General features: G+C 62.8%; 22 protein-coding genes. 8 read left to right on the forward strand and 14 right to left on the reverse strand.

The window, feature by feature from the left end:
* Positions 1-67 precede the first annotated feature (67 nt).
* From ACLGL5_RS24950 to rpmG, 4 genes are all read left to right on the forward strand, one after another.
* Entirely contained in the window at positions 68-808 is a 741-nt protein-coding gene (locus ACLGL5_RS24950) for an NUDIX hydrolase (RefSeq protein WP_069092255.1), read from the forward strand.
* A gap of 78 nt (positions 809-886) precedes the next feature.
* Positions 887-2065, forward strand: coding sequence for an MFS transporter (locus tag ACLGL5_RS24955; RefSeq protein WP_010909702.1), 1179 nt, complete (start codon positions 887-889; stop codon positions 2063-2065).
* A 111-nt stretch (positions 2066-2176) separates the two neighbouring features.
* A complete protein-coding gene (locus tag ACLGL5_RS24960; protein WP_494372788.1) occupies positions 2177-2635 on the forward strand; it encodes a YqfO family protein in 459 nt (152 codons plus the stop codon).
* 153 nt (positions 2636-2788) lie between these two features.
* Positions 2789-2956, forward strand: a complete 168-nt coding sequence (gene rpmG, locus ACLGL5_RS24965; protein WP_006201775.1) for a 50S ribosomal protein L33 — start codon at positions 2789-2791, stop codon at positions 2954-2956.
* Between the two features lie 586 nt (positions 2957-3542).
* Here rpmG and ACLGL5_RS24970 read toward each other — a convergent pair.
* From ACLGL5_RS24970 to ACLGL5_RS25010, 9 genes are all read right to left on the reverse strand, one after another.
* Positions 3543-4610 carry an ABC transporter ATP-binding protein gene (locus tag ACLGL5_RS24970; RefSeq protein WP_019858390.1) on the reverse strand — a complete coding sequence of 356 codons (1068 nt, stop codon included), beginning with the start codon at positions 4608-4610 and terminating at the stop codon, positions 3543-3545.
* A 4-nt stretch (positions 4611-4614) separates the two neighbouring features.
* The gene (locus tag ACLGL5_RS24975; protein ID WP_069092256.1) at positions 4615-5463 is read right to left on the reverse strand and encodes a carbohydrate ABC transporter permease; all 849 of its coding nucleotides are present in this window, start codon (positions 5461-5463) and stop codon (positions 4615-4617) included.
* Complete coding sequence (locus ACLGL5_RS24980) at positions 5463-6386, reverse strand: carbohydrate ABC transporter permease (RefSeq protein WP_019858392.1); 924 nt, start codon at positions 6384-6386, stop codon at positions 5463-5465. Before ACLGL5_RS24980 ends, ACLGL5_RS24975 begins: the two co-directional genes overlap by 1 nt.
* A 183-nt stretch (positions 6387-6569) precedes the next feature.
* The gene (locus ACLGL5_RS24985; RefSeq protein WP_038647038.1) at positions 6570-7847 is read right to left on the reverse strand and encodes an ABC transporter substrate-binding protein; all 1278 of its coding nucleotides are present in this window, start codon (positions 7845-7847) and stop codon (positions 6570-6572) included.
* Positions 7848-7876: 29 nt separating this feature from the next.
* On the reverse strand, positions 7877-9064 hold the full coding sequence (locus ACLGL5_RS24990; protein ID WP_069092257.1) for a PLP-dependent transferase: 1188 nt from the start codon (positions 9062-9064) through the stop codon (positions 7877-7879).
* Positions 9061-9795, reverse strand: a complete 735-nt coding sequence (locus ACLGL5_RS24995) for a FadR/GntR family transcriptional regulator (protein WP_027046881.1) — start codon at positions 9793-9795, stop codon at positions 9061-9063. The genes ACLGL5_RS24990 and ACLGL5_RS24995 overlap by 4 nt, the downstream gene beginning before the upstream one ends.
* Before the next feature lie 161 nt (positions 9796-9956).
* The gene (locus ACLGL5_RS25000) at positions 9957-11423 is read right to left on the reverse strand and encodes an FAD-dependent monooxygenase (RefSeq protein WP_083246768.1); all 1467 of its coding nucleotides are present in this window, start codon (positions 11421-11423) and stop codon (positions 9957-9959) included.
* A 513-nt stretch (positions 11424-11936) separates the two neighbouring features.
* Complete coding sequence (locus ACLGL5_RS25005; protein ID WP_019858398.1) at positions 11937-13310, reverse strand: PleD family two-component system response regulator; 1374 nt, start codon at positions 13308-13310, stop codon at positions 11937-11939.
* 33 nt (positions 13311-13343) lie between these two features.
* Positions 13344-13715 carry a response regulator gene (locus tag ACLGL5_RS25010; RefSeq protein ID WP_006334976.1) on the reverse strand — a complete coding sequence of 124 codons (372 nt, stop codon included), beginning with the start codon at positions 13713-13715 and terminating at the stop codon, positions 13344-13346.
* A 247-nt stretch (positions 13716-13962) separates the two neighbouring features.
* Here ACLGL5_RS25010 and ACLGL5_RS25015 point away from each other — a divergent pair, with 247 nt between their 5' ends.
* A complete protein-coding gene (locus ACLGL5_RS25015; protein ID WP_027046883.1) occupies positions 13963-14262 on the forward strand; it encodes a DUF3572 domain-containing protein in 300 nt (99 codons plus the stop codon).
* Positions 14259-14912, forward strand: coding sequence for a hypothetical protein (locus ACLGL5_RS25020; protein WP_019858401.1), 654 nt, complete (start codon positions 14259-14261; stop codon positions 14910-14912). The genes ACLGL5_RS25015 and ACLGL5_RS25020 overlap by 4 nt, the downstream gene beginning before the upstream one ends.
* A 65-nt stretch (positions 14913-14977) precedes the next feature.
* Here ACLGL5_RS25020 and ACLGL5_RS25025 read toward each other — a convergent pair whose 3' ends face one another.
* Both ACLGL5_RS25025 and ACLGL5_RS25030 read right to left on the reverse strand, forming a co-directional pair.
* Complete coding sequence (locus ACLGL5_RS25025) at positions 14978-16549, reverse strand: hypothetical protein (RefSeq protein WP_069093431.1); 1572 nt, start codon at positions 16547-16549, stop codon at positions 14978-14980.
* Positions 16550-16634: 85 nt separating this feature from the next.
* The gene (locus ACLGL5_RS25030) at positions 16635-17222 is read right to left on the reverse strand and encodes a GNAT family N-acetyltransferase (RefSeq protein WP_019858404.1); all 588 of its coding nucleotides are present in this window, start codon (positions 17220-17222) and stop codon (positions 16635-16637) included.
* 66 nt (positions 17223-17288) lie between these two features.
* Here ACLGL5_RS25030 and ACLGL5_RS25035 point away from each other — a divergent pair, with 66 nt between their 5' ends.
* Positions 17289-18617: a DNA polymerase IV gene (locus ACLGL5_RS25035; protein ID WP_069092258.1), complete on the forward strand. Its 1329-nt coding sequence runs from the start codon at positions 17289-17291 to the stop codon at positions 18615-18617.
* 38 nt (positions 18618-18655) lie between these two features.
* Here ACLGL5_RS25035 and ACLGL5_RS25040 read toward each other — a convergent pair whose 3' ends face one another.
* On the reverse strand, positions 18656-19162 hold the full coding sequence (locus ACLGL5_RS25040) for a hypothetical protein (protein WP_019858407.1): 507 nt from the start codon (positions 19160-19162) through the stop codon (positions 18656-18658).
* A 194-nt stretch (positions 19163-19356) separates the two neighbouring features.
* Here ACLGL5_RS25040 and ACLGL5_RS25045 point away from each other — a divergent pair, with 194 nt between their 5' ends.
* Positions 19357-20238, forward strand: a complete 882-nt coding sequence (locus ACLGL5_RS25045; protein WP_069092259.1) for a DMT family transporter — start codon at positions 19357-19359, stop codon at positions 20236-20238.
* An 11-nt stretch (positions 20239-20249) separates the two neighbouring features.
* Here the strand turns inward: ACLGL5_RS25045 and ACLGL5_RS25050 are convergent, their stop codons facing one another.
* Together ACLGL5_RS25050 and dnaE are read right to left on the reverse strand one after the other, a co-directional pair.
* Positions 20250-21053 carry an ion channel gene (locus ACLGL5_RS25050; RefSeq protein ID WP_069092260.1) on the reverse strand — a complete coding sequence of 268 codons (804 nt, stop codon included), beginning with the start codon at positions 21051-21053 and terminating at the stop codon, positions 20250-20252.
* 52 nt (positions 21054-21105) lie between these two features.
* On the reverse strand, positions 21106-24633 hold the full coding sequence (dnaE, locus tag ACLGL5_RS25055) for a DNA polymerase III subunit alpha (protein WP_064984250.1): 3528 nt from the start codon (positions 24631-24633) through the stop codon (positions 21106-21108).
* Between the last annotated feature and the right edge of the window lie 77 nt (positions 24634-24710).

The raw sequence follows: 24710 nt of genomic DNA on the forward strand, positions 1-24710 counted from the left end.
GCTGGCGCAACACGCCAATCGCTAAGGCCACTTTCGCATGCAAGAAGTTTCCGCTAGGTCCCTGCGCATGGAAGCAATGACCAAGGCGGATGTCGACAAGCTCGACAAGGGTCTTGCCGCACATGGCGGCCGGCCCCTGCGTCCGCGCGATGCCGCGACCCTGATTCTGCTCGACCGCAAGGGCGATGAGGTGCTGGTGCTGATGGGGCGCCGTCACGCCGGCCACGCCTTCATGCCCGGAAAATTCGTGTTTCCCGGCGGCCGCACCGATCCGGCCGACAGCCGCATCGCGACGGCCACCGCATTGCATCGCGACGAGGAAGCGAAGCTGCTCGCGGGCCCCGGCCGCACCAGTGCCGCCCGAGCCCGCGCTGTCGCCTTGTCGGCAATTCGCGAGACCTATGAGGAAGCCGGTTTGCTCATCGGCGAGAGGGCCGCCTTTGCCTCCGACAAGCGCGACTGGCAAGGTTTTGTCGAGCACGGCGTCAGGCCTTCGCTCGAAACGCTGCGCTTCATCGCGCGCGCTATCACTCCGCCAAACCGGGTGCGCCGCTTCGACACGCGTTTCTTCAGCGCCTGGCGCAGCGACGTCGCCATTGAACTGCCAGGGGGCGGCCCGACCAATGAACTCGAGGAACTGGTCTGGCTGCCGCTTGCCAAGGCTAGGGAAGCCGACATACCCGACATCACCCGAATGATCCTGGACGAGCTGGAAAAGCGCCTCGCCCATGATCCGCTGCTGCGTCCGGGCGGCCCCGTGCCGTTCTACCGGCTTGTCCGCAACCGCTTCACCCGCGAACTTCTGTAGGGCAATTCCAGGAAGAGTGTGACGCGGTTTTCCGTCCGGAATTGCGTAAGATCAACGAGACAGAGTATTCAGCATCCCATGACGGTCGATACCCAACCACAGGGCGACGAACGCGTACACTGGCTGCCAATGGTGGCGGCGATCTCGTCGATCAGCGTCGTCGGCATCGCCATTGGCCTCGGCATGCCACTGCTCAGCGTCATCCTGGAAACGCGCGGCCACTCGGCTTCGATGATCGGCCTCAACACCGCCGTCGCCGGCCTGGCCTCGATCGCCGGCGCGCCGCTGGCGACGCCGCTCGCCATGCGCTTTGGCGTCGCCTGGACGATGATCGCCATGATCGCCACCGGCGCGCTGGCCTTCGTCGGCTTCCATTTCGCGCCCAATTTCTGGATGTGGTTCCCGCTGCGCATCGTGCTGCATATCGCGTTGACGGTGCTGTTCATCCTGTCGGAATTCTGGATCAGCACATCGGCACCGCCGCACCGGCGCGGCCTTGTTCTTGGCATCTACGCCACCGTCCTGTCGCTCGGTTTTGCCGCCGGGCCATGGCTGTTCGCGCATCTCGGCAGCTCCGGCTTCAGGCCGTTCGGCGTCATCATCGCTCTGGTGACACTGGCCGCGATACCGGTGCTGGCCGCGCGCAACGAAAGCCCCTCCATCGTCGCCGATGGCGAAACCAGCAATTTCCTGCGCTACATCTGGCTGGTGCCGACCGCGACTTTTGCCGTACTGGTGTTCGGCGCGGTCGAAACCGGCGGCTTCGCGCTGTTCCCGGTCTATGGCAACCGCATCGGCTATTCCGAAGCCGACGCCGCATTGCTGCTGACCATGATCGGGTTGGGCAATGTGCTCCTGCAGATCCCGATCGGCATGATCAGCGACCGCGTTTCGGACCGGCGCTATCTGCTGCTCGCCTGCGCCACGGTTGGCCTTGCCGGCACGCTGTTCATGCCCTTCTTTGCGGCGAACTGGCACTTGATGGCAGCGCTTTTGTTCGTCTGGGGCGGTGTCGTCGCGGCCATGTACACGATCGGCCTCGCCCATCTTGGTTCGCAGCTCTCCGGCCACGAACTGGCGTCGGCCAACGCGGCCTTCGTGCTGTGCTACGGTGTCGGCATGGTGCTTGGCCCACAGGCGATCGGCATCGGCATGGACAGTTTCGGGCCTTCCGGCTTCGGCTGGTCGCTTGGCCTCTTCTTCGGCGCCTACATCGCCCTGGTCTGCTTCAGGCTGGTACGCAAGATCCTTTTGTAGCGTCGGGGATAGCGATTCTGTTCCCGCACGCGGCAGGCTGCTGACAGAACCATGTCAGCAGCCGCGCGGTAAAAGAGTGTCCCTAAAACATCGGTAGTTGAGGACACTCCCATGATCGACAGCGGCTTTGAAACCACATCCCTGCGAATGACGCTTCTGCTGCTTGTGACCTTCCAGGCACCGGCGGCGGATATCGACCGCATCATGGACGCGGTGGTTGCGATCGCCCCGCTGGCGATGGGCAAATATGACCGCAACGCCTATCAGTCGGCGCATGGCATCGAGCGTTACAGGCCGCTCGAAGGGGCCGCGGCCGGCGCCGAGACCGAATTGCGCCGCCGCCCGGGCACGGTCGAGGTGTCATTCGAATTGCCCGACGACCAGGCATTGGCCAGCCGTGTCGTCGAGGCGATTTTCCAGGCCCATTCCTACCAGGAGCCGGTGATCCGCATCCAGCCGATCCTCGCCAGCCGTTCCAAGGGGCTGGACGACCGTGCCAATCCGAATTGCTGGTGGAACACCACCGGGGACTGGAAAAAGATTGCGGCGCCGGAGACAGAAACCGCATGATTTGAGGCCATGGGGCGGTTCCGGTGGGGTCGAGAAGCTCCGCCGGGCTTGACTTTCCAGGCACGTTCTTTATGTGTCGCGCCAAGTTTCCCGCGTCCGGGTGTTTTCCCGTGCTCCAGCGGCCAAAACCCCACGAACAAACGGACTGATACCATGGCCAAAGCCGCAAACATCAAGATCAAGCTTCTGTCGACCGCCGACACCGGTTTCTTCTACGTGACCAGCAAGAACAGCCGTACCAAGACCGACAAGCTGTCGTTCCGCAAGTACGACCCGGTCGCCAAGAAGCACGTCGAATTCAAGGAAACCAAGATCAAGTAATCTGGGTTTTCCCTTTGCGAACAAAAACGCCGCCCATCGGGCGGCGTTTTCGTATCTAAGTCAGTGTTTTTGTTAAGATAAGTGACGGCCAGCATAACGCGTCAGGTAGCCAATATGGCTAAACCACGAGACGATATTCCTTAAATTGCCGATTCATCTATTAGTAATCCCTAAACTAAGTGGGAGGACGATGCGGCGTTGGGTTGGCTAGTGGGTGTTGCGATGCAAAGCGATTTTGCAGCGGCGCGCGAGCTGTTGGAATGCGCACAAAACCGCCTGTGCGGCGAGGACGAAACAAGTCAGAGGATCCGCGCCAGGCTAGATGTGATGATCGAAGAAATAGCGGCTGCGGAATTTCAGAAGTCGCCTCTGACGATCGTGCCTTTCCCGAGAAGTCGGCCGCCGAAGTAGCGCAACAAATAGCCCGCACGATACGCGGGTTTGGCGGCACGAAAAACCCCGCTTCTCCTTTCGAAGCGACGGAGCCTCGTAAATCTGGTGAAGCAGGGTACCTGCCCCGGCAATTGCAGCGCACCGACTGCCGAAGCTGCGGGCTGGGTTCCCTCAACCCCGCCCGAAAGCTCCTTCAGCCGATGCGATCGCCGCTTTTCGGATCGAAGAGATGCAGCGCCGCCGGATCGGCCGCCAGCCGCACGGTGTCGCCGGGCTTCACGCCGGCCCGCCCCATGGCAAAGACGCAGAGCTGCTGGTTGGCCAGTTTGACGTAGAACTGCGTCGAAAGCCCGAGCGGCTCCACCACCACCACCTCGCCCCGCAGCGCGCCGTCATCGGCCAGCCTTATATGTTCGGGCCGCAGGCCGATGGTGATCGCGTCGCCATCCTTGAGCGGCAGGCCATCCGGCAGCCGCAGCTTCTGGCCATCGGAAAGCACCGCGTCCACCTTTCCGGCCTTCTCCACGGTTGCCGGCAGGAAATTCATGCCCGGGGAACCGATGAACCCGGCAACGAACATGTTGGCCGGCCGATCATAGAGATCGAGCGGCGCGCCGACCTGCTGGATCAGCCCATCATGCATGACGACGATCCGGTCGGCCATGGTCATCGCTTCGATCTGGTCGTGGGTGACGTAGACCGAGGTGGTCTTCAACTGCTGGTGCAGCGCCTTGATTTCGGCACGCATATGCACGCGCAGCTTGGCGTCGAGGTTGGACAGCGGCTCGTCGAACAGGAACACCTTGGGGTCACGCACGATGGCGCGGCCCATGGCAACGCGCTGGCGCTGGCCGCCCGACAATTGCCGCGGCAAGCGTTGCAGGAACGTGTCGAGCCCGAGCCGCTTGGCTGCGCCATCCACCCTTGCATCGATCGTGGACTTCTGCGCCTTCTTCAGGAGCAGGCTGAAGCCCATGTTCTTCGACACATCCATGTGCGGGTAGAGCGCGTAGGACTGGAACACCATGGCGATATCGCGGTCCTTGGGTGCCACATCATTGACCAGCCGCTCGCCGATGCGGATCTCGCCGCCTGAAGCCTCCTCCAGCCCGGCGATCATGCGCAAAAGCGTGGACTTGCCGCAGCCGGACGGCCCGACCAGGACAACGAACTCGCCATCGGCGATTTCAAGATCGACCGCGTGCAGGACGCGGACGGCGCCATAATCCTTGCGGACTTTTTCGAGCGTAACAGAGGCCATCGATCTATCCTTTGACGGCGCCGGCGGTCAGGCCGGTGACGAGATAGCGTTGCAGGAAAGCGAAGAAGATGCAGACCGGGATCAGCGCCAGGATCGACGCCGCCATCATCTGCCCCCAGTCGACGGCGAACTTGCCGATGAAGGTGAGCAGGCCGACGGCGAAAGTCTTCTGGTCGTCGCTGGAGATCAGCATCAGTGCGAACAAAAGCTCGCTCCAGGCGGCGGTGAAGACGAAGCCGAGCGTCGCGCCCATGCCGGGCAGCGTCAGCGGCACGATCACCTTGCGCATCGCCTGCGCACGCGTGCAGCCGTCGATCATGGCGGCCTCTTCCAGATCCTTCGGGATGCCGTCGAAGAAGGACTGCATCAGGAAGGTGGCAAAGGCGGTGTTGAAGGCGGTGTAGATGATGATCAGCCCCGTCAGGCTGTTGATCAGGCCGATCTGCCCCATCACGCGGTAGATCGGCGGAATGACCATGACCAGCGGGAAGGTCTGGGTCAAAAGCAGCATCAAGGCCAGCGCCGCCTTGCCGCGAAAGGTGAAGCGCGACATGGCGTAGCCGGCGAGCGTGGCGATGATTGTCACCAAGGCCGCCGTCGACACCGAGACGATGACGCTATTGAGGAAATAGCGCGGGAAATCGGTGGCCTCGAGCACGGTGACGAAGTTCTGCAGCGTCATGTGCGACGGCCAGAAGGTGATGCCTTCGGAATAGAGCAGCCGTTCCGGAGTGACCGATATCTTCAGCGTCCAGTAGATCGGGAACAGGGCGAAGACCACATAGGCTGCGATTGCCGCGTAAAGGCCGACACCGCCGAAGAACCGTTGTGAGATTGAGCGTCCCGCGATCATCAGACGTGCCTCACCAGGGAGCGGCGGATGCCGATCAGCGCGATCGCATAGGCAATCAGCAGGACGAGCAGCAGCACGGCCACCGCCGAGGCATAGCCCTTGTCCAGCGATTTGAAGGCGCTGACATAGATGTAGACCGGTACCGTGTTGGTCGAGCCGGCCGGTCCGCCTTCGGTCATGACGAAGATGAGGTCGGCGAAGGTGGCGATCCAGATGGTGCGCAGCATCACAGTGATGGCAATCGTCGGCGCCAGGAACGGCAGCGTCACCTTGGTGAAGCGCTGCCAGGGCGAAGCGCCGTCGATCGCCGCCGCCTCGTGCAGTTCCGACGGGATGGACTTCAGCGCCGCCAGCAGCGTGATGGCGAAGAACGGAATGCCGAACCAGACATTGGCGACGATCGGCCCCCACATCGCCGTGGCAGGATCGGAGAGCACATTGGTCGGCTCCGCCTTCAGCCCCAGCGCGAACAACCAGTGCGGCAGTGGCCCGATGATCGGATTGAACAGCCAGGCCCAGGTCAGGCCCGATAGGAAGGATGGCACCGCCCAGGGCAGGAACACCAGCGCCTGCACCGCCTTGCGGCCGCGGAACGGCTTGTCGAGCAACAGCGCCAGGCCAAGGCCGAGGAAGAACTGGAAGAACAGGCTGGCGGCCGTCCACCACAGCGTGTTGACCAGCGCCTGGCCCAGCACCTGGTCCGACAGCATCGCCTGATACTGGCCAAGCCCGACATATTCCGACTTGAAGGCCGAGAATTTGCGGAAGGAATAGCTGATGCCGATGACCAGCGGCACCAAAAGCACCACGACCAGCAGGATGATCGCCGGGCTGAGATATAGCCAGGGCTCGATGGCGGCGTGCGACAGCCGCTTTCGTCGCGGCTTGCCGGCGGATCGGATTTCGGACACGGCGTAGGTCATCGATTGGGCTCTACGGTGGAGGATGGGTGCCAGGAGGCAAAACAGCGTTCTTCTTCCCGTACGGCGGGGAGAAGATGCAGGCAGGCAGATGAGGGCGGCGCGAACCTGTCGACGTATGGCGCCGCCCCTCATCCGTCACTTCGTGACACCTTCTCCCTGTAAAACGGGGAGAAGGAGGAGGCATCATTTCTTGTTCTTCGCCAGCCAGTCCTGCTGTTCCTTGGTCAGGAAGGCGGCCCACTGGTCGGCGACGTCCTTGGCGGTCTTTTGGCCAAGCAGCACTTCCTGGAAATTCTTGATCGCCACCTGGTCGACGAAATTGCCGAGGTTTTCCAGATGCGTCGGCGGCGTCACCATTTCATATTTGGAGGTGTCGCTGAGCTCTGTGAACCAGCCCTTGAACTGTTCGGTCTTGAAATGCGGATCCTGGTCGGCGCCGTTGTGGATCGGCACCACGCCGACTTCCTTGGCCCATTCGAGATTGTCCTTGGGCGACAGAAGCGTCGACATCAGCTTCCAGGCATCGTCCTTGTGCTGCGAATTGGCGAACATCGCCCAGCCGGCATAGCCGAGCGTCGGATAGGACTTGCCGCTCGGACCGACCGGCAGTGGTGCCACGGCGAAGTCGTCGGCGCTCATCTTGTCGGCGATGCCGAGCAGCGCGTCCGGATCCTGGTTGAGCATGGCGCACGTGCCGGAATAGAAACCGGTGACGGTTTCGTTGAAGCCCCAGCTCACCGCATCCTTCGGCGCCAGGCCTTCCTTGTACATGTCGGCAAGCATCTGTAGGCCCTTGACCGAGCCCTCCTCATTGATGGTCGAGGTGCCGTCCTCGTTGAAGTATCCGCCCTTGCCCTGGGCGATATTCATGAACATGTGCATGCCGTTGAAGGCGCCGGGTCCGCCGCGCAGGCAGTAGCCGTATTTGCCCGGAATGGCGGAGATCTTCTTGGAGTCGGCGACGAACTCGTCGAGCGTCGCCGGCGGGCCGTCGAGGCCGGCTTGCTTGAACAGCTTCTTGTTCCAGAACAGCGCATTCACATAGTAGCCGTAGGGGATCATGAACTGGGTGTTGTTGACGGTCGAGCCGAACTGCTTGGCGCGCTCGCCCAGCGTCTTGGCGTCGTCCCATTTGGCCATGTAGGGACCGAGATCCTCGAGCTGGGCATTGTTGGCATAGAGGCCCATCCAGCGTTCCGGCATCTCGACCACATCGGGCGTGTCGCCGGCCTGCACCATGGTCAGGAACTTTTCGAAGGCCTGGCCCCAGGGCAGCGAGATCAGCTCGACCTTGACGCCGGGATTTGCGGCCTCGAACTCGGCGATCTGCTTTTTCAGGAATTCGGTGCGCGGCGGGCTGGTGATGACTTCGACCATCTTCAGGGTCGAATCGGCCAGCGCGCTCCCGGCGGAAATCGCCAGCCCCGCAACGGTGGCAAGCATGACGGTCAGTTTTTTCATGTTCAAGACTCCCATTTTGAACCCGTTTGTTATTTTCTGGCTTTTTCGAAGGCCTGAGCGACGTCGGCCCAGAGGTCTTCGACACTTTCCAATCCGACATTGAAGCGGATGGTTCGGGGGCTGACGCCGAAGCGCGCCATCGAATTCAGTCCCGGCGTCTGCTCCAGCGACGCTTTGGCCGGCACGACCAGGCTTTCGTGCCCGCCCCAGCTGACGCCGATGCGGAAATATTTCAGCGCGTCGACAAAGACCGGGATGTCGATATCGTCCGTCACCTCGAAGGAGAACAGTCCGGCATAGCCGGCCAGCGTCGCCTTGCCGGGATGGTTCGAATAGGCGGGATGGTTGACGCGCTCGACATGGGCATGCGCCTTCAGCCGTTCGGCGATGGTGAGGCCGCTCTTCATGTGGTGCGGCAGGCGCAGCGGCAGCGTGCGCAGGCCGCGCAGCAGCAACCAGGCCTCGAATGGCGACAGCTTGCCGCCGAGATAGGAATAGGTCTGCTCGTTGATATGCTTGATATGAGCGGCCGAGCCCGCCACCACGCCGGCGACCGTGTCGCTGTGGCCGCCGAGATATTTCGAGGCCGAATGCAGCACCAGGTCGACGCCGTGCGAGATCGGCTTCTGGAACACCGGCGTCGCCCAGGAATTGTCGATCGTGGTGACAATGCCCTGCTCTTTCGCCAGCCGGGTCAGATGCGCGATGTCCTGGAGTTCGAAGATCATCGAGGTTGGGCTCTCCAGGTAGAGCAGCTTGGCGCCCGGAAGTGCCGCCGCCACCGCATCCGGGTCGGAGCCGTCGACATAGTCGACCTTGATGTTGAGCCGCGGCAAAAGCCGCTCGAACAGCCGGTAGGCATCGCCGTAGCAATTGCGCACCGCCACGATGCGCTCACCCGCCCCGACAAAGGCAAGCACGGTGGCGCTGATGGCCGCCATGCCGCTGGAAAAGCCGCGCGCGGCCTCCGCGCCCTCGAGCGCGGCCACGCGCGCCTCGAACTCCATCACCGTCGGATTGTCGCCGCGCGAATAGATTGGCTGCTTTCGTTTGCCGGCAAATGTGTCGGCCATTTCGGCGTAGCTGGCGAAGGTAAACAGCGAGGTCTGGTAGATCGGCGGCACCACCGCGCCACCCGGGAACGGCTCGTCATGCGCCAAAAGCGTCGCCGCCTCGGCGAGATAGTCGTGATCGAAACCGGTCGGATGCTCGTTCATGTCTGGCTCGAAAGTTTGAGTTTGGCCGCACCGCGTTTGAGATCGTCCTCGACGGTGGCGATCAGCTTGAGCGCCTCGGCACGGGCGCCTTGCGGGTCGCGCGCGGCAATGCATTCGTAGATGGTGCGGTGATAGGGAAAGCTGGCGTGGCCGAAATCGCGCACGCCGAGCGGATGCTCCCAGAAGCGATGGAACAGTTCGTGCATCGCGGCGATGATCTGCTCGAACAGCGGATTGCCGGAGACCCGGTAGATCGCCTGATGGAACTCCCAGTCCTCTTCCGACGACATGCCGTCACGGGTGCGGAAGGCCTGCTCCATGATGTCGAGCTTGCGCTTGATTTCGGCAATGTCCGCGGGGCTCGCGCGTTCGGCACAAAGGGCCGCGGCCTCCGCTTCCAGCGCGCGGCGAATTTCAAGCGTATGCATCAGGCTGGTGAAGTCGTTGCCGCCTGCCAGCGTCAGCGGCATGTGCAGCATGTCGGGCGAAACAGCCGCCTTGAGGTAGGTGCCGCTGCCTTGCCGGCGCTCAACCAGGCCAAGCCCCTCCCACCGCGTCAGCGCCTCGCGCACCGTGTTGCGGCTGACCTTCAGCCGCTCGGCCAGGATGCGTTCGGTCGGAAGCCGGTCGCCGGGTTGCAAGGCCTCGGCGCGAACAAAACCCACTAACGCCTTCAGCACGGCGTCATCGCGCGCCGTCGTCTGAATGGGTGGCAGGCTGTTCTGGTCCACAAATCCTCCTGAATTCAAGTGGTCCAATGGTCCAACCAATTTCTGCACAGATGAAACCTCCTGTCAATCGATTGTCAGGAGAACTGTCGGCTTTTGCCTTGTCGCAAGCTGCCACGCGATGCGCTTCAGGACATTGCGTGGACCCGCCTCCATCTTATCCGCTAACTGGCGGGCGGCCCGAACCAGATGGTCAGCGCCTCGGCCAACCCCTGTTGGGTTCCGACCCCAACCCAGGCCACATAGCCATCGGGCCGGATCAAAACGGCGGCGGGCGCGGCGACCGTCCCGAGAACCGGCAGCTCCCAGGGGCCGTCATATCCAGCCTCGATCTGCCGGACCCGATCCGCCCAGGGCGCAATGTCCAGCCTGCCTGGTTCGCCCAGGTTGAGAAGCACCGGCCGGGCGTCATGAAGCAAGCTGAAGACCCGCACTGGACCGCTGGCCGTGGCCAGGTCGAGGTCGGGCATTCGCCGCCCAAGCAGTGGATGTCCCACACCGAGATCGTAGTGGATGCCCAGACCGGACATCTCCGCGGCGATCCGTTTGCGCGGCTGATCCATGCCAAGCAGTTCGACAAAAGTGTCGTTCAATGCCTTGGTGCTGGCATCCATACGACGAAGCGCAACCTGTGCCTTCGCGTTGCGCAGGACGCGAGCGGCGATCGGATGACGCTCGGTGTGATAGCTGTCGAGAAGGCTTTCCGGTGATATCAGCTTGACCACCTGGGCCAGCTTCCACCCCAGATTGACCGCGTCCTGCACGCCGATGTTGAGCCCCTGCCCGCCCATCGGAGGATGGATGTGCGCGGCGTCGCCGGCCAGCAGGACACGTCTGTCGCGGTAGGCGGCGGCCTGCCGTGTCACGTCGGTAAAGCGGGAGATCCAGGTCGGATTGTGAACCCCGTAATCCGTGCCATAGACTGCGACAAGCGCCTCGCTGAGATCGGCCAGCGTCGGTTCGCCACCGATGGTCAACTGCCTCTCGGTCAACACGACACCCACCCGGCCGCTTTCCTCGGTCTTGCCTATCGCATGAATTCCGTAGGCGTCGCTGCGAAAGCCCAATGCCGGCTCCCCAGACATTTCGACCTCGGCGATCATCCAACTCATCGTCGGATCCCATCCGGGGAACTCAATGCCCGCCGCCTTGCGGATCGTGCTGCGCCCTCCGTCGCAGCCGACGAGGTATTGCGCCCGCAACCGTTGGCCACCGGACAGCTCCACGTCGACGCCGCCATCCTCCTGCGCGAAACCAGTGACGTCCTGTCCGCGATGGATCGGCACCCCCAACTCGTTGATCCAGCCGGCCAATATCCGCTCTATGTGGTTTTGACGCAGCGCCAGCAGGTAGTTGTGCCGGCTGGGAAAGTCGCTGATATCCAAACGGATCATGTGGAAGCCGACGGTCGGGAAGCTCTGCCCCTGCGAGACAAACCGGTCGGCGATTCCGCGCTGATCGAGAATTTCGATGGTACGCGCGTGCAGGCCGCCCGCGCGCAACCCGATCAGCTGCTGGTCCAGCCGCCGCTCGACAATGGCCACATCGATCCCTGCCAGCGCGAGTTCCCCCGCCAGCATCAATCCTGACGGGCCGCCCCCGGCGATCACCACCGCATGCTCTGAAATCATTGATCGCCACTCCCGTTTTCGCGCCTGATCTGCGGGTTTTTTACGGGAGGAGCCGGGTCTTGCCGCAAGCCCCTTGTGCGCCATATGTATGAATGGAAGGGGTCCTCTCCCGCGCGGGTCGCTTTGGCCGGCCGACAGCCGCGGATCGAAGACGGGAGCCCAGATTGCTCACAGGCAAAAAAATCAGAGTCCTTCGTGCCTTGGCACGAAGTTCTGATGTTCTGTTTGGAGGAAGGGGGCCGGTCGGCGTTTGGCAGCGGTACGAGGAGGCCACTATGTGCCAGCGCCGGCCGGCCGACCCCACGGACCCAGGAGATGCGGCGGACCTGAGCATCATGGGGTATTTCTAGGGATCGAGCCGGTTGTCTACTCTCGTGCCGGCTTCGTCTTGGCCTTCACATTTACGCAAGAGCTTATGAAAATCAACAGTTTCTTAACCAAGGCTCGCGAATCGCTTGGATTAAGGTAAATAGCTAACCTTGTTGGATTGACCGTGGAATCGGTCGCGGATGCTCACGCCGCCTTGGCTACAACGCGGTTGCGGCCACCGCTCTTGGCTTCGTAGAGCGCGAGATCGGCGCGCTTCATCAGCGCCGCCACCGTATCCACGCCCTTCAGCACCGACGACACGCCGACGCTGACGGTAACCTCGATCGTCTTGCCGTCGGCGCCGATGGCGAAAGGCTTCTGGGCGATTTCGGCGCGAATGCGTTCGGCCACTTTCTCGGCAACGGCGCCATCGGTGTCGGGCATCACCACGACGAACTCCTCGCCGCCGAACCGGCAAGCAAGGTCGATACCCCTGACATTCTTGCGCAGCCGCCGCGCGAATTCCCGCAGCACCTCGTCGCCGCCATCATGGCCATAGGCATCATTGATCGACTTGAAACGGTCGAGATCGGTGATCATCACCGACAGCGGCCGGCGCCGCGCCACGGCGCGGTCGAACAGCGTCTGCAGATGGCTGTCGAGGTAGCGGCGGTTGTGCAGCCCGGTCAGGCCGTCGGTCACCGCCATCTCGATGGTCTGGGTGACACTGGCGCGCAATTGGTCGTTGTAGCGCTTGCGGCGCACCTGGGTGCGCAGCCGCGCCGTCAGCTCCTGCTGGTCGATCGGCCGCATCAGATAATCGTTGATGCCGAGTTCGAGACCGCGGATGATACGCTCCTCCTCGCCCTCTTCCGCCAAAAGGATGATCGGCACGAAACGGGTGCGGTCGAGCGAGCGCAATTGTGAGCAGAGCCGCAGCGGATCGAAATCGGCGAAGGCCGTCGAGATCATCACGCATTCATAGGACGTCTCGGCGGCTTGAAAGAACCCGGCATGCGGGTCGCCGATAACATCGAGGTCGGCACGGTCGAGCAGCATTTTCTGGATGCGCTCGACAGACGATTTGCGCTCGTCGATCAACAGCACTTTCGGCGCCGTGTCCTCGGACGCGAAATTGCGGCTGAGCAGCTCTTCGATGCCGATATTGCGCGTCGTCGAGGCCCGTAGCCTGAGTTCGTCTGTGAGAGACTTCAACCGGACCAGGCTCTTGACCCGTGTCATCAGCTGCAGGTCGTTAACCGGCTTGGTCAGGAAATCGTCGGCGCCGGCCTCGAGCCCGCGCACGCGGTCGGAAACCTGGTCGAGCGCGGTGATCATCACCACCGGGATGTGCGACGTCGCGGGATCGCTCTTCAGCCTACGGCAGACCTCGAACCCGTCCATGTCGGGCATCATCACGTCGAGCAGCACGACATCGACCTTGCCGTTTTCACAGGTCTCGATGGCGTCAGGCCCGTTGGTGGCCGTCAGCACCTCGAAATATTCGGCCAGCAGCCGGACCTCCAGCAGCCTCACATTGGCAGGGATGTCGTCGACGACGAGGATCCGCGCGGTCATTTCACAACGCTCCGGCTCGGCTGGAAAGGGACATCAGGCATCGCCCAGGTAAGATTTGATGGTTTCGATGAAACGAGGCACCGAGATCGGCTTCGAAATATAGGCCTCGCAGCCGCCCTGGCGGATGCGTTCCTCATCGCCTTTCATGGCGAAGGCGGTCACGGCGATGACCGGAATGACGTGCAGATCGTCATCTTCCTTCAGCCATTTGGTCACTTCCAGCCCCGACACCTCGGGCAGCTGGATGTCCATAAGGATGAGATCCGGCCGGTGCTGACGTGCCAGGTCGAGCGCCTCCAGACCATTGCGGGTGCGCACCGTCTCGTAACCGCTCGCTTCGATGAGGTCCCGAAAGAGCTTCATGTTGAGCTCATTGTCCTCGACGATCATAACCTTCTTAGGCATCGACATCCCGTCCCGGCCGTCCTTCCGCTCGAAGGTGGCCGTCATGCGCTCCCGGTTGAACGCACCAAACCCTGCTTCACTATACGGCAATATGATTGACGAAACGGAAACCTCCGGGCTGCAAAGCAGCGCGAATTCCACCTCGCCTCGCTGCGCGTCCAAACGGCGCGCGGCGCTGTAAAGGCTTGCCGCAAGCAAATCTTGCCATTACTGCGGAAGAGACTCATTCCACGTACCGAAGGTAGTGATGGCAAACGCGGCGTCAATGCGCGAAGAGGCTGAAACCATTGCCGTGAAGGCGCTGGGCTTCGTCGCCTCTGATCCGGAGCTGTTGCCGCGCTTTCTGGCGATCACCGGCATAGAGGCGCATTCGATCCGCAAGGCCGCCGGCGAGCCGGGCTTTTTGGCTGGCGTGCTGCAGTTTATCCTTGCCCATGAGCCGACCCTGATGCGCTTTGCCGAGGAAACCGGTACGCCGCCGGCCGCCGTCGGCAAGGCGTTGCGCGCACTGCCGCTCGGCGACGACAACCACGAGCTTTCCATATGAGCGATGATCCCGAGACCGCGCGCCAGATCGAGGAACTGTCAGCGGACGACCGGCCGCTGCTGGTGCTCGACGTCGACGACGTCGTGCTCGAATTCATTCGCCCCTTCCCGCATTTCTTGAAGTCGCGCGGCTATGGCCTGACGCTGGCGTCCTTCCGGCTGACCGGCAACATTGCCGAAACGGCCAGCGGCCGTCTGATCGAACAGCCAGAAGTGACGGCACTTCTGGGCGATTTCTTCGACACCCAGGCCGATTGGCAAAGCATAACCGACGGCGCCGCGGAAACCTTGGCAAGGCTTGGCAACCGCGCGGAAATCATAATGCTGACGGCCATGCCGCACCGGCATCGTGCCGTGCGCCGCGCGCATCTCGACGCGCTCGGGCTGAGCTATCCGCTGCTGACCACCGAGATGGCCAAGGGACCGGCAGTGGCCAGGCTGCGCGGCAAGAGTGGCCGGCCTGTGGTCTTCGTCGACGACCAGCCGCACAATCTGGCGTCTGTGCGCGAATCCGTCGCCGACGCCAGTCTCTTCCACCTGATGGCCGACAATTCGCTGCGCGCCTTCCTGCCGCCGGTCCCGGACGATGTCATCGTCGTCCAGGACTGGCACGAAGCCGGGCCGAGGATCGCCGGCGCGCTGGGGCTCTAAACGTCAGACGCAATCTCAGGAAAAGCGCCATGCGCTTTTCCCGGAATTGCAGAAAAGCCGAACCCTCAAGGATTCAGCTTCGCACCGGCTCCGCCATTGTCGCTGCCGCCACCATTGGCGCCATCGCCATTGTCGCCGCCGCTGCTGTCGTCCGCGCCGTCACCGTCGCCGACGCTGTCGTCCACCGCCGGATCGGCGGGCTTCAGCATGACGCCGTTGACGGTGACCGAGCCGTCGGCCTTGGTGCTGACGGCCCATTCCAGCCGGCCGTCCGGCAGCGTCTTGGCAAAACCCTTGACCATGAGAGCGACAGGCACATACTGCCCGACCTCCGGCTCCGCCTTTGCCGCTTCCTGCAGATGCGCCATGATCTTGTCGAAGCCGGCGACATCGACAGTGAGATTTGCGTCGGGTTTCTGCCCGAAGCTCGTCATCTCGCCTTCCAGCGCGATCTCCATGTCCTTGTTCTTCACAACGCTGTGGCCGATGACGACCTTCGGCGCCTTGGCCAGGAAGTCGGCCTTGAGCTGGTCGCCAAACTCGGCCGACAGCGGCGGATCCTGATTGAGATCAAAGGCTTCGATCGCCTTCTTCGCCATGCTGTCGAGATCGATATTGGCACCGCCGAAGTTCAGGTCGATATCGGTGGGCAGCAACGCAACGCTCCAGCTAGGCAAAAGCTGCTGCGGCACGGTCAGCCCCGATGCCTTGATGCCGTAGGTGACCTTGCCGCTCTGAGAAACGCCGTCGCTGCCGAACGCGGTGCTGAGCTGGGTTGCGCCGAAAGTACCAATCGGGCTGTCGACTGCGAAATCCTTGAAGCCATAGGTGCCGTCGATGCGCTCCCACACCGGAAGCGCTGCGCGCAGAAGCGACTTGAGCTGCGCCTGGTTTGCCTTCAGCGTCTTCTCGTCCTCATTGGCCACGGCAAATGCCAGGAGGTCGAGCAGCGGCCTCGTCTGCACGCCCTTGCCGCTGGCTTCTACCGACAATTCCGGCGACTTGATGGTGACCGGGAAATTCAGCCCGTTCTCGGGATCGTCCAGTTTGATCGCCTCGGCGAAATTCGAAATTTTTTGCGACATCGTGAAATCGACGCCGCCATTGGCAGCCTTGGTGGCGGCGATCGTCGCGGTGCCGGCACCCGTGCTGGCCTCCATCTGCTGCTTGGCATCCTTCGAGGCCATCGTCATGCCGGCCAACGAACTGGCGCCGCTGATGAAGGCCGCCATATTGGGATCATAGACACCGGAACCCTTGCCGTCCTTGATCGAAAACTGCGTGCTTTGCAGCCCCTCGGGCCCGTTGAACTCGAAAGATCCGCTTTGCGAAAAATCCATCGAGACATCCCAGGTCCCGTCGCTGCGCGGCTTCACCAGCACGGCGTAGGGCGCGAAGTCCAATTTCACCTTTCCCTGCTCGGGAAACGTCGCGGCAAGCGCCTTGATGTCCAACGTGACCTTGTAGGCGTCGCCTTCGACCGAAACCTTCAGGATGCCCTTGTCGAGCGCCTGTTTGCCGACATAGCGGGACAGGTCATCGGACAATTGCTTCGCGCCCTTGCTGTCGACGGTCTGGCCGAAGGCGGGCGCGCTGAGCAGAAGCGCGGTAAAGGCAATTGGCAACATACGGTTCACGGGAAGTCTCCGTTCGATCGAAAAGACAAAAATCGTTTCGTGCTTCTGGTAGGGAAATACCATCACAACTGCAAGATGATGACGGTCAGGCAATCGGCTTCAGCACCAGCCGCATCAGCGGGCGGCCCGCCTTGCGTTCCACCAGCCTCTCGAACCCTGCTTTCTCGAACACCCCCGACGAGCCCACGAACAGGCCGATCGATCGCGAATCGCGCGACAGGTCGATCGGGCAGGCCTCGACAAGCCGTGCTCCGTTGCTGCGGGCGAAATCGATGCCGCCTTCGACGAGGCGATGCGTGATGCCCCGGCCCCGCGCCTTGGCGCGGATGAAAAAGCAGGAGATCGCCCAGACCGCCGGATCGGAAGCGTCGGCGGGATCAATCGGCGCCGAGCCCCTGCCCTTGTTGTTCCATTCGGGCACGTCGGCGCGCGGTCCGATCTGCATCCAGCCAACCGCCTTCCCATCCTCGAAGGCCAGCAGGCCGGGCGGCGGGCCGGCTTCGATGCGCGCCTTGATGTGGTCCTTGTTGCGTTCGCGGCTGCTCTCGCGCCGCGCCGCCGGCGCCAGCCGGAAATGCGTGCACCAGCAGCCGTAACAGGCGCCCTGTTTGCCGAAAAGGTCCTCGAAATCAGGCCAGAGCTCAGGCGCCAGCGGTACTATGGTCGTGCTCATACGGTTCTCCCCAGGCCAAGCTTGTCGCTGACCCTGCACTGTCGTACCATTGCCTCTGTTCTCTTTATGTTCGCAGTGATGGCGGCCCCTGTCAACAATCCCGATTACGGTTTTTGCCGTGACTGCCTGACGTTTCAGCGCGGTGAAACGCGCCGCTGCGAGCGCTGCGGCAGCCCTCGCCTTGCCCGTCATCCCGAGCTTTACCGGCTGCATCTCGCACATATCGATTGCGACGCCTTCTATGCGGCGATCGAAAAGCGCGACAACCCGCCGCTCAAGGACAAGCCGCTGATCATTGGCGGCGGCAAGCGCGGGGTCGTCTCCACCGCTTGCTACATCGCCCGCATCCGGGGCGTGCGCTCCGCCATGCCGATGTTCAAGGCGCTCGAGGCCTGCCCCGAGGCGGTCGTGATCCCGCCCAACATGGAAAAATATGTACGTGTCGGCCGCGAGGTGCGCGCCATGATGCAGGCGCTGACGCCGCTGGTCGAGCCGCTTTCGATCGACGAGGCGTTTCTCGACCTCGCCGGCACCGAACGGCTGCACGGCCTGCCGCCGGCCGTGGTGCTGGCGCGCTTCGCACTGGCCGTCGAGAAGGAGATCGGCATCACCGTTTCCGCGGGCCTATCCTATTGCAAGTTCCTCGCCAAGATAGCGTCGGACTTCCGCAAGCCGCGCGGCTTTTCGGTCATCGGCGAGGCCGAGGCAGTCGGCTTCCTGGCGACGCAGCCGGTGACCATGATCTGGGGCGTCGGCAAGGCGTTCAACGCCACGCTGGAACGCGACGGCATCCGCACCATCGGCCAGCTTCAGACGATGGAGCGTGGCGACCTGATGCACCGCTACGGCGTGATGGGCGACCGGCTTTACCGGCTTTCGCGTGGCGAGGACGTTCGCCGCGTCGACCCCGACCAGGACGCCAAGAGCGTATCGGCCGAAACCACCTTCGACACCGACATCGCGTCGCTGGACGAACTGATCTCGGTGCTGAGAGGGCTTTCGGAAAAGGTCTCGGCGCGGTTGAAAAAGTCAGGCATTGCCGGACGCACCGTGGTGCTGAAGCTGAAGACGCAGGATTTCAAGCTGCGCACGCGCAACCGCCAGCTCGGCGACCCGACCCGGCTCGCCGACCGTATCTTTCAGACCGGGGTGGAGCTTCTTCGCAAGGAAACGGACGGAACGAAATTTCGATTGCTCGGCATCGGCGTCAGCGACCTCTCCGACGACGACAAGGCCGACCCACCGGATCTGGTCGACGTCCAGTCGCGCAAGCGCGCCATGGCGGAGGGCGCCATCGATGCGCTGCGCGACAAGTTCGGCCGCAAGGCGGTGGAAACCGGCTATACGTTCGGCAAAGGACGCGATGCCCATCCGCCGGAGCCGCTTGAAGACTGAGCCTGGATACCGGATGTGTTGCGATTCAGGTCAGACCGTCAGGTGCGCGTCAGATCGATCCTGCTCGTCACCACGTTCTTGCCGGTTGTCGGATCGGTGTCGGTGACCGTCAGCCGGATGCCATTCTCGCCTCGCTTCTCGACCGTCATCCGCGCCTTGCGATCGCCATTGACCTCCTGGGCCCAGCGGATGCCAAGATTGATCGCGTTGCCCGAACGGCTGCCGTTCAGCTGTGCCGGGCCGGTGCGCGACCCAACATAGACGCCGCTGTATTTCGCGCCGGTGACGTTCAACTTGGCGCTGATGGCACGTGTCACCAAGACGAGCCCGCGGCAACTGCCATCCAGCGAGAGCGAGGTTGAGGTCGCGTTCGACTTGAAGCTGCAGGAAACACTGACGTTCGGCACATCCGTGGTGACCTGTACAGTGCCCTTGCCGGCAAAATTACCCTTGAACGACTGGAGAAACTTGGTCTCATCGGCGTGTGCCGTGCCTGCCGCGACCAATAGACAGCCAGCAAGCGCAAATTGCGCGAATGGTCTCATCGAAACTCTCCTGTCGATGCTGAAAGGCAAGATGCCCTGCGAAGCTCGGCTGAATATCGGGACTCAACGCCCACTGGCCTATCGGGTTCCGCTCGCAACATGCCTGTTTTGCAACATCACGCCGCTGCAACTGGCCCAGAAGATTGGAGCGGCTAGCGGTTGCGGCAAAAGCCCCGGCCTGCGAGATAGCTGCCATGGCACCCACCCCCTCGATCCCCAAGGCCGCGTTCTGGATGGCGCTGTCGATCAGCTCTTTCCTGGCTATGTCGGTCGCCGGCCGCGCCACCACGGCCGAACTCAACGTCTTCCAGGTGCTGGAACTGCGCTCGGTGATCGGCTTCTTCATCCTCTTGCCGCTGGTGCTGGCGAGCGGCGGCTTCGCGGCAATGCGCACGCAGCGTCCCCTCGCCCATATCGCGCGCAACGTCGTCCACTATACCGGCCAGGCGGCATGGCTCTACGCCTTGACCCTGATCCCGCTGGCGGTGCTGATCTCGATCGAATTCACCACGCCGATCTGGACGGCGATCCTGGCGGTGACGTTTCTCGGCGAAAGGCTGAGCCGGCCGAAACTGGCGGCGGTCGTGCTAGGCCTGATCGGCGTGGTGGTCATCGTCCGTCCAGGCGTCAACGCGGTTGATCCCGGACATCTGGTCGTGCTGGGCGCCGCGGTCTGTTTCGGCATATCGCTGGTCCTGGTCAAATCGCTGACGCGCACCGACAGCGTCGTGCGCATCATTTTCTGGATGCTGATCATCCAGTCGGCGCTCGGCCTCATCCCCGCCGTCTACGTGTGGCGCACGCCATCGCTTGAACTGTGGCCCTGGATCCTGCTGATCGCCTTCACCGGCATGTCGTCACATTTCTGCATGGCCCGCGCGCTCACCTATGCCGACGCCACCGTCATTTCGCCAATGGATTTTCTGCGGGTGCCCTTCTCGGCGCTGGTCGGCTGGCTGCTTTACAAGGAGCAGATCGACGCCTTCACCGCCGGTGGCGCTCTCCTGATCCTGATGGGCAATCTGCTCAACCTGCAGCGCAAACCGGTGCAGCCGGCTGAAGTGGCGGCATCGTAGCAGTCAGCCAGTCAGTCGCCTTCGTTCGGTATGTTGAGGACGTGCCCGCAGGCCTTGCAGTGCACGGCATCCGGCTCATGCCGCTGCAGCCCGCATTGCGGACAGGGAAAGAACACCTTGGCCGGCCGGAAGATCGCCTGCGCCAGCCTGACAAACAGCGATATGCCGATGATCATGGTGACGATCGCCGTCAGCTTGCCGGCCATTCCCGGCAGCACGATGTCGCCGAAGCCGGTCGTCGTCACCGTGGCGACGGTGAAATAAAGCGCATCGATGTAGTTTTCCAGCCCGGCGCCGTTTCGGAAGAAGAAGGTGTAGACGAAGCCGGTGATGACGAACAGAAACGTCAAGAGGTTAATGACCGCATTGCTTGCCTCGCGCCAGGGCCTCAGCCCACGCATCTCGAAATGCCGCCAGATCGAACCGCTGCGCGACAGCGACCACAGCCGCAGGATGCGCAGGAAACCGAGATTGGCGAGCGCCGTCGGCATCAGCAGCGTCAACAGGATGAAGACATTCACCCAGGAGGTCGGCTGCTTCATCAGGCGCAGCATGTCGTTGGAAGCCAGCAGCCTGGCAATCAGATCGGCGCCGACCAGCGCCGCCACCGCATAATCCAGCCACAGGAACGAGGCCGAATGCTGGATGACGGGTGTCGCGATGAAGAAAGCGATGATGGCGAGATCGATGACGATTGCCGCAACCTGAAAGCGGAAGGCGGCCGGCGTGCGCCCATGATAGAGCCTGCGCAGCATGTCGCGCAGCCGCGCCATCGCGGAACGATCCTGTGATGCTCGCCTGTCAGCGGCCTTCATGCCGATCGCGATGACATGGGCGGCATGCGCCGATGCCTGCCAAGCGCGGCGATCACACCAGTTCCACTTCGACCACGCCGGGCACGGCGCGCATCGCCGAGGCGATCTGCGGCGAGACGCGGTAGCCGCCCTGCAAAGCGATCTCGACCTCGCCCTGGGCCTCTTCCTTGATTACGATGATGCTCACCTGGCTTTCACCGCGCTGGGTGAGCTGGGACTGGATTATCGAGGCGGGTCCATCGTTCCTGACGAATATGCGCAGCGCCTTCTGGATACGGCTTGCCTCCTCCTCCAGCGATTGCACGGAGTTGATGCGCAAATTGACGCCCTCGGGCCGGTCCTCGGCCGCGACGGTGATCACGACGGAGCGGCCGGCTTCCAGCAAGTCACGGTACTGCGCCAACGCTTCGGAAAACAGCACGGCCTCGTACTGGCCGGAAGTATCGGAAAAGGCCACAACGCCCATCTTGTTGCCGGTGCGCGTCTTGCGCTCCTGTTTGCTGGTCACCGTGCCTGCCAGGCGGCCGGCAGAAGCGCCGCGCTTGACGGCGGCCGAGAACTCCGCCCAGTTCTGCACCCGCATCTTCTGCAAGGCCGCCTTGTATTCGTCGAGCGGATGGGCCGAGAGATAGAAACCGACGACCTGGAATTCGCGGTGCAGCCGGTCGGCGGCGAGCCATGGGTCCGTCGCCGGCAGGTTCAACGCCTGCGACTGAGCGCCGAGTGAGGCGCCGAAAATATCGGCCTGGCCGGAAACGGCGTTCTGCTGGGCAAGTGACGCCAATCCCATCATCCGTTCGACGCCAGCCATCATCTGGGCGCGGTCATGGCCGAAGCAGTCGAGCGCGCCGGCCATGATCAGGCTTTCGAAGACGCGCTTGCCGACGATCTTGGGATCGACCCGCTCGCAGAAATCCGCGAGATTCTTGAACGGTTTTTCGCCCCGCACGGCAACGATGTGCTCGACCGCCGCGTCGCCGACGCCCTTGAGTGCGGCCATCGAATAATAGATGCGGTTCTCGCCGACCTCGAAAGGCCGAAAACTCGTCATCACCGACGGCGCCAGAACCTCGATGCCGAGGCGCAGCGCGTCCTGGCGGAAGTCGGCGAGCTTGTCGGTATTGCCCATATCGAGCGTCATCGACGCGGCCAGGAACTCGACCGGATAATGCGCCTTGAGATAGGCGGTCTGGTACGAGACCACGGCGTAGGCGGCTGCGTGCGACTTGTTGAAACCGTAGTCGGCGAACTTGGCCAGCAGGTCGAAAATAAAGTCGGCTTGCGGCTTGCTGACACCGCGCTCGACCGCACCCGAGACAAAGCGCTCGCGCTGCTTGTCCATCTCGGCGCGGATCTTCTTGCCCATGGCGCGGCGCAGAAGGTCGGCCTCGCCGAGCGAATAGCCGGACAGCTCCTGCGCAATCTGCATCACCTGTTCCTGGTAGACGATGACGCCTTGCGTCTCCTTCACCAGATGGTCGATCTTGGGATGGATCGAGGCCATCTCCTCCTCGCCATGCTTTCTGGCATTGTAGGTCGGGATGTTCTCCATCGGGCCTGGCCGGTAGAGGGCGACGAGCGCGATGATGTCCTCGATGCAGTCGGGCCGCATGCCGATCAGCGCCTTGCGCATGCCGGCACTTTCCACCTGGAACACGCCGACCACCTCGCCGCGCGACAGCATGGCGTAGGTCTCGGGGTCGTCGAGCGGGATCGTCGCCAGGTCGATGTCGATACCGCGCCGGCGGATCAGCTTGACCGCCGTCTCCAGCACGGTCAGCGTCTTCAGGCCGAGGAAGTCGAACTTCACCAGCCCGGCCTGCTCGACATATTTCATGTTGAACTGGGTGACCGGCATGTCCGAGCGCGGATCGCGGTACATCGGCACCAGTTCCGACAAAGGCCGGTCGCCGATGACGATGCCGGCGGCGTGCGTAGAAGCGTGGCGGTAAAGACCTTCCAGCTTCTGAGCCATGTCGAGCAGCGTCTGGACGATCGGCTCCTTCTCGGCCTCTTCGGCAAAGCGGGGCTCATTGGCAATGGCGTCCGCCAGCTTGACCGGATTGGCAGGGTTCTGCGGCACCATTTTGGACAGCTTGTCGACCTGGCCATAGGGCATCTGCAGCACGCGGCCGACATCGCGCAGCACGGCGCGGGCCTGCAGTGTACCGAAGGTGATGATCTGGCCGACCTGGTCGCGGCCGTATTTCTGCTGGACGTAGCGGATCACCTCTTCGCGGCGATCCTGGCAGAAGTCGATGTCGAAGTCGGGCATCGACACGCGGTCGGGATTGAGGAAGCGCTCGAACAGCAGCGAGAAGCGCAGCGGATCGATGTCGGTGATGGTCGTCGAATAGGCGACCAGCGACCCGGCGCCCGAACCACGGCCCGGTCCAACCGGAATGCCTTGCGCCTTGGCCCATTTGATGAAGTCGGCAACGATCAGGAAGTAGCCGGGGAATTTCATCTTCTCGATGATGCCGAGCTCGAATTCCAGCCGTTCGCGATACTGCTCGACCGTGTAGCCCGGAGTCGGTCCGTGCAGGGCGAGCCGTGCGTCGAGCCCCTCACGCGCCTGGCGGGCGAGCTCCGCGGCCTCGGCCTTTTCGGCCGCATCCTTGTCGGAGGCATCGCCGCCAGTGAAGCGTGGCAGGATCGGGCTGCGGGTTTTCGGATAATAGGAACAGCGCTGGGCGATCTCGACCGTGTTGTCGATCGCTTCCGGCAGGTCGGCGAACAGCTTTGCCATGTCGGCCTGGCTGCGCAGGAAATTGTCCGGCGACAACCGGCGGCGGGTATCGACAGCGACGACGGAGCCCTCGGCGATGGCGATCAGCGCGTCATGCGCCTCATAATCGTCGCGTGAAGAGAAAAACGCCTCGTTGGTGGCGACAAGCGGAAGTTCGTGCGCATAGGCGAGATCGATCGTCTGATGTTCGATGACCCGGTCATAGCCCGCGACCCGGTCCAATTCGACATAGAGCCGGTCGCCGAACATCGCCTTGAGCGTCAAAAGCCGAACCTCGGCCAGATCGCGGCGATCCTCCTTCAAGGCGTTGCCGATCGGGCCGCGTGGCCCGCCGCTGAGGCAGATCAGCCCATCGGCCTTTCCCTCCAGCATCTCGGTCGTCAGATGCACCGCCTCGCCGGGCGGTGTTTCCAGATAGACGCGGCTGACCAGCCTGACCAGGTTGGAATAACCGGCTTCGGTCGCGGCGAGCAGAACGACCGGCCGCATTTCCGGGCCTTGCCGCCGGCGATCCCGCTGGCCGTCGCTGTTTTCGCCGGAAAAGGCGAGCGCGATCTGGCAGCCGATGATCGGTTGGATGCCCTCCTTCACCGCCTTCTGCGCGAATTCGAGCGCGCCGAACAGATTGTTGGTGTCGGTGACGGCGATCGCCGGCGCCTCGTCCTTCACGGCATGGCCGACGATCTTGCCGAGTTGGAGCGCGCCCTCGAGCAGCGAATAGGCCGAATGCACGCGCAGATGCACGAACGGCCGCGCCGGCACCTCCGGCCGCGCCGCCGCTATCGCGGCTTCGCGCTTCAGGGGGTCGCGTGGGAGTTTGTCATCCGCCATGATTTCTCGCGCTGTCGAAGGCCTTGAGTCGATGGAGATGTATTGTCCGGGACAGGGCGATACCAGTCCAGCACAAA

This window comes from Mesorhizobium sp. U510 (assembly GCF_059180695.1).

Excerpts from the sequence above, each read along its gene's own strand:
- ACLGL5_RS24950 (WP_069092255.1), top strand. The coding sequence starts at position 68 with ATGGAAGCAATGACCAAGGCGGATGTCGACAAGCTCGACAAGGGTCTT.
- ACLGL5_RS24955 (WP_010909702.1), top strand. The coding sequence starts at position 887 with ATGACGGTCGATACCCAACCACAGGGCGACGAACGCGTACACTGGCTG.
- ACLGL5_RS24960 (WP_494372788.1), top strand. The coding sequence starts at position 2,177 with ATGATCGACAGCGGCTTTGAAACCACATCCCTGCGAATGACGCTTCTG.
- rpmG (WP_006201775.1), top strand. The coding sequence starts at position 2,789 with ATGGCCAAAGCCGCAAACATCAAGATCAAGCTTCTGTCGACCGCCGAC.
- ACLGL5_RS24970 (WP_019858390.1), bottom strand. The coding sequence starts at position 4,610 with ATGGCCTCTGTTACGCTCGAAAAAGTCCGCAAGGATTATGGCGCCGTC.
- ACLGL5_RS24975 (WP_069092256.1), bottom strand. The coding sequence starts at position 5,463 with ATGATCGCGGGACGCTCAATCTCACAACGGTTCTTCGGCGGTGTCGGC.
- ACLGL5_RS24980 (WP_019858392.1), bottom strand. The coding sequence starts at position 6,386 with ATGACCTACGCCGTGTCCGAAATCCGATCCGCCGGCAAGCCGCGACGA.
- ACLGL5_RS24985 (WP_038647038.1), bottom strand. The coding sequence starts at position 7,847 with ATGAAAAAACTGACCGTCATGCTTGCCACCGTTGCGGGGCTGGCGATT.
- ACLGL5_RS24990 (WP_069092257.1), bottom strand. The coding sequence starts at position 9,064 with ATGAACGAGCATCCGACCGGTTTCGATCACGACTATCTCGCCGAGGCG.
- ACLGL5_RS25000 (WP_083246768.1), bottom strand. The coding sequence starts at position 11,423 with ATGATTTCAGAGCATGCGGTGGTGATCGCCGGGGGCGGCCCGTCAGGA.
- ACLGL5_RS25005 (WP_019858398.1), bottom strand. The coding sequence starts at position 13,310 with ATGACCGCGCGGATCCTCGTCGTCGACGACATCCCTGCCAATGTGAGG.
- ACLGL5_RS25010 (WP_006334976.1), bottom strand. The coding sequence starts at position 13,715 with ATGCCTAAGAAGGTTATGATCGTCGAGGACAATGAGCTCAACATGAAG.
- ACLGL5_RS25015 (WP_027046883.1), top strand. The coding sequence starts at position 13,963 with ATGGCAAACGCGGCGTCAATGCGCGAAGAGGCTGAAACCATTGCCGTG.
- ACLGL5_RS25020 (WP_019858401.1), top strand. The coding sequence starts at position 14,259 with ATGAGCGATGATCCCGAGACCGCGCGCCAGATCGAGGAACTGTCAGCG.
- ACLGL5_RS25030 (WP_019858404.1), bottom strand. The coding sequence starts at position 17,222 with ATGAGCACGACCATAGTACCGCTGGCGCCTGAGCTCTGGCCTGATTTC.
- ACLGL5_RS25035 (WP_069092258.1), top strand. The coding sequence starts at position 17,289 with ATGTTCGCAGTGATGGCGGCCCCTGTCAACAATCCCGATTACGGTTTT.
- ACLGL5_RS25040 (WP_019858407.1), bottom strand. The coding sequence starts at position 19,162 with ATGAGACCATTCGCGCAATTTGCGCTTGCTGGCTGTCTATTGGTCGCG.
- ACLGL5_RS25045 (WP_069092259.1), top strand. The coding sequence starts at position 19,357 with ATGGCACCCACCCCCTCGATCCCCAAGGCCGCGTTCTGGATGGCGCTG.
- ACLGL5_RS25050 (WP_069092260.1), bottom strand. The coding sequence starts at position 21,053 with ATGAAGGCCGCTGACAGGCGAGCATCACAGGATCGTTCCGCGATGGCG.
- dnaE (WP_064984250.1), bottom strand. The coding sequence starts at position 24,633 with ATGGCGGATGACAAACTCCCACGCGACCCCCTGAAGCGCGAAGCCGCG.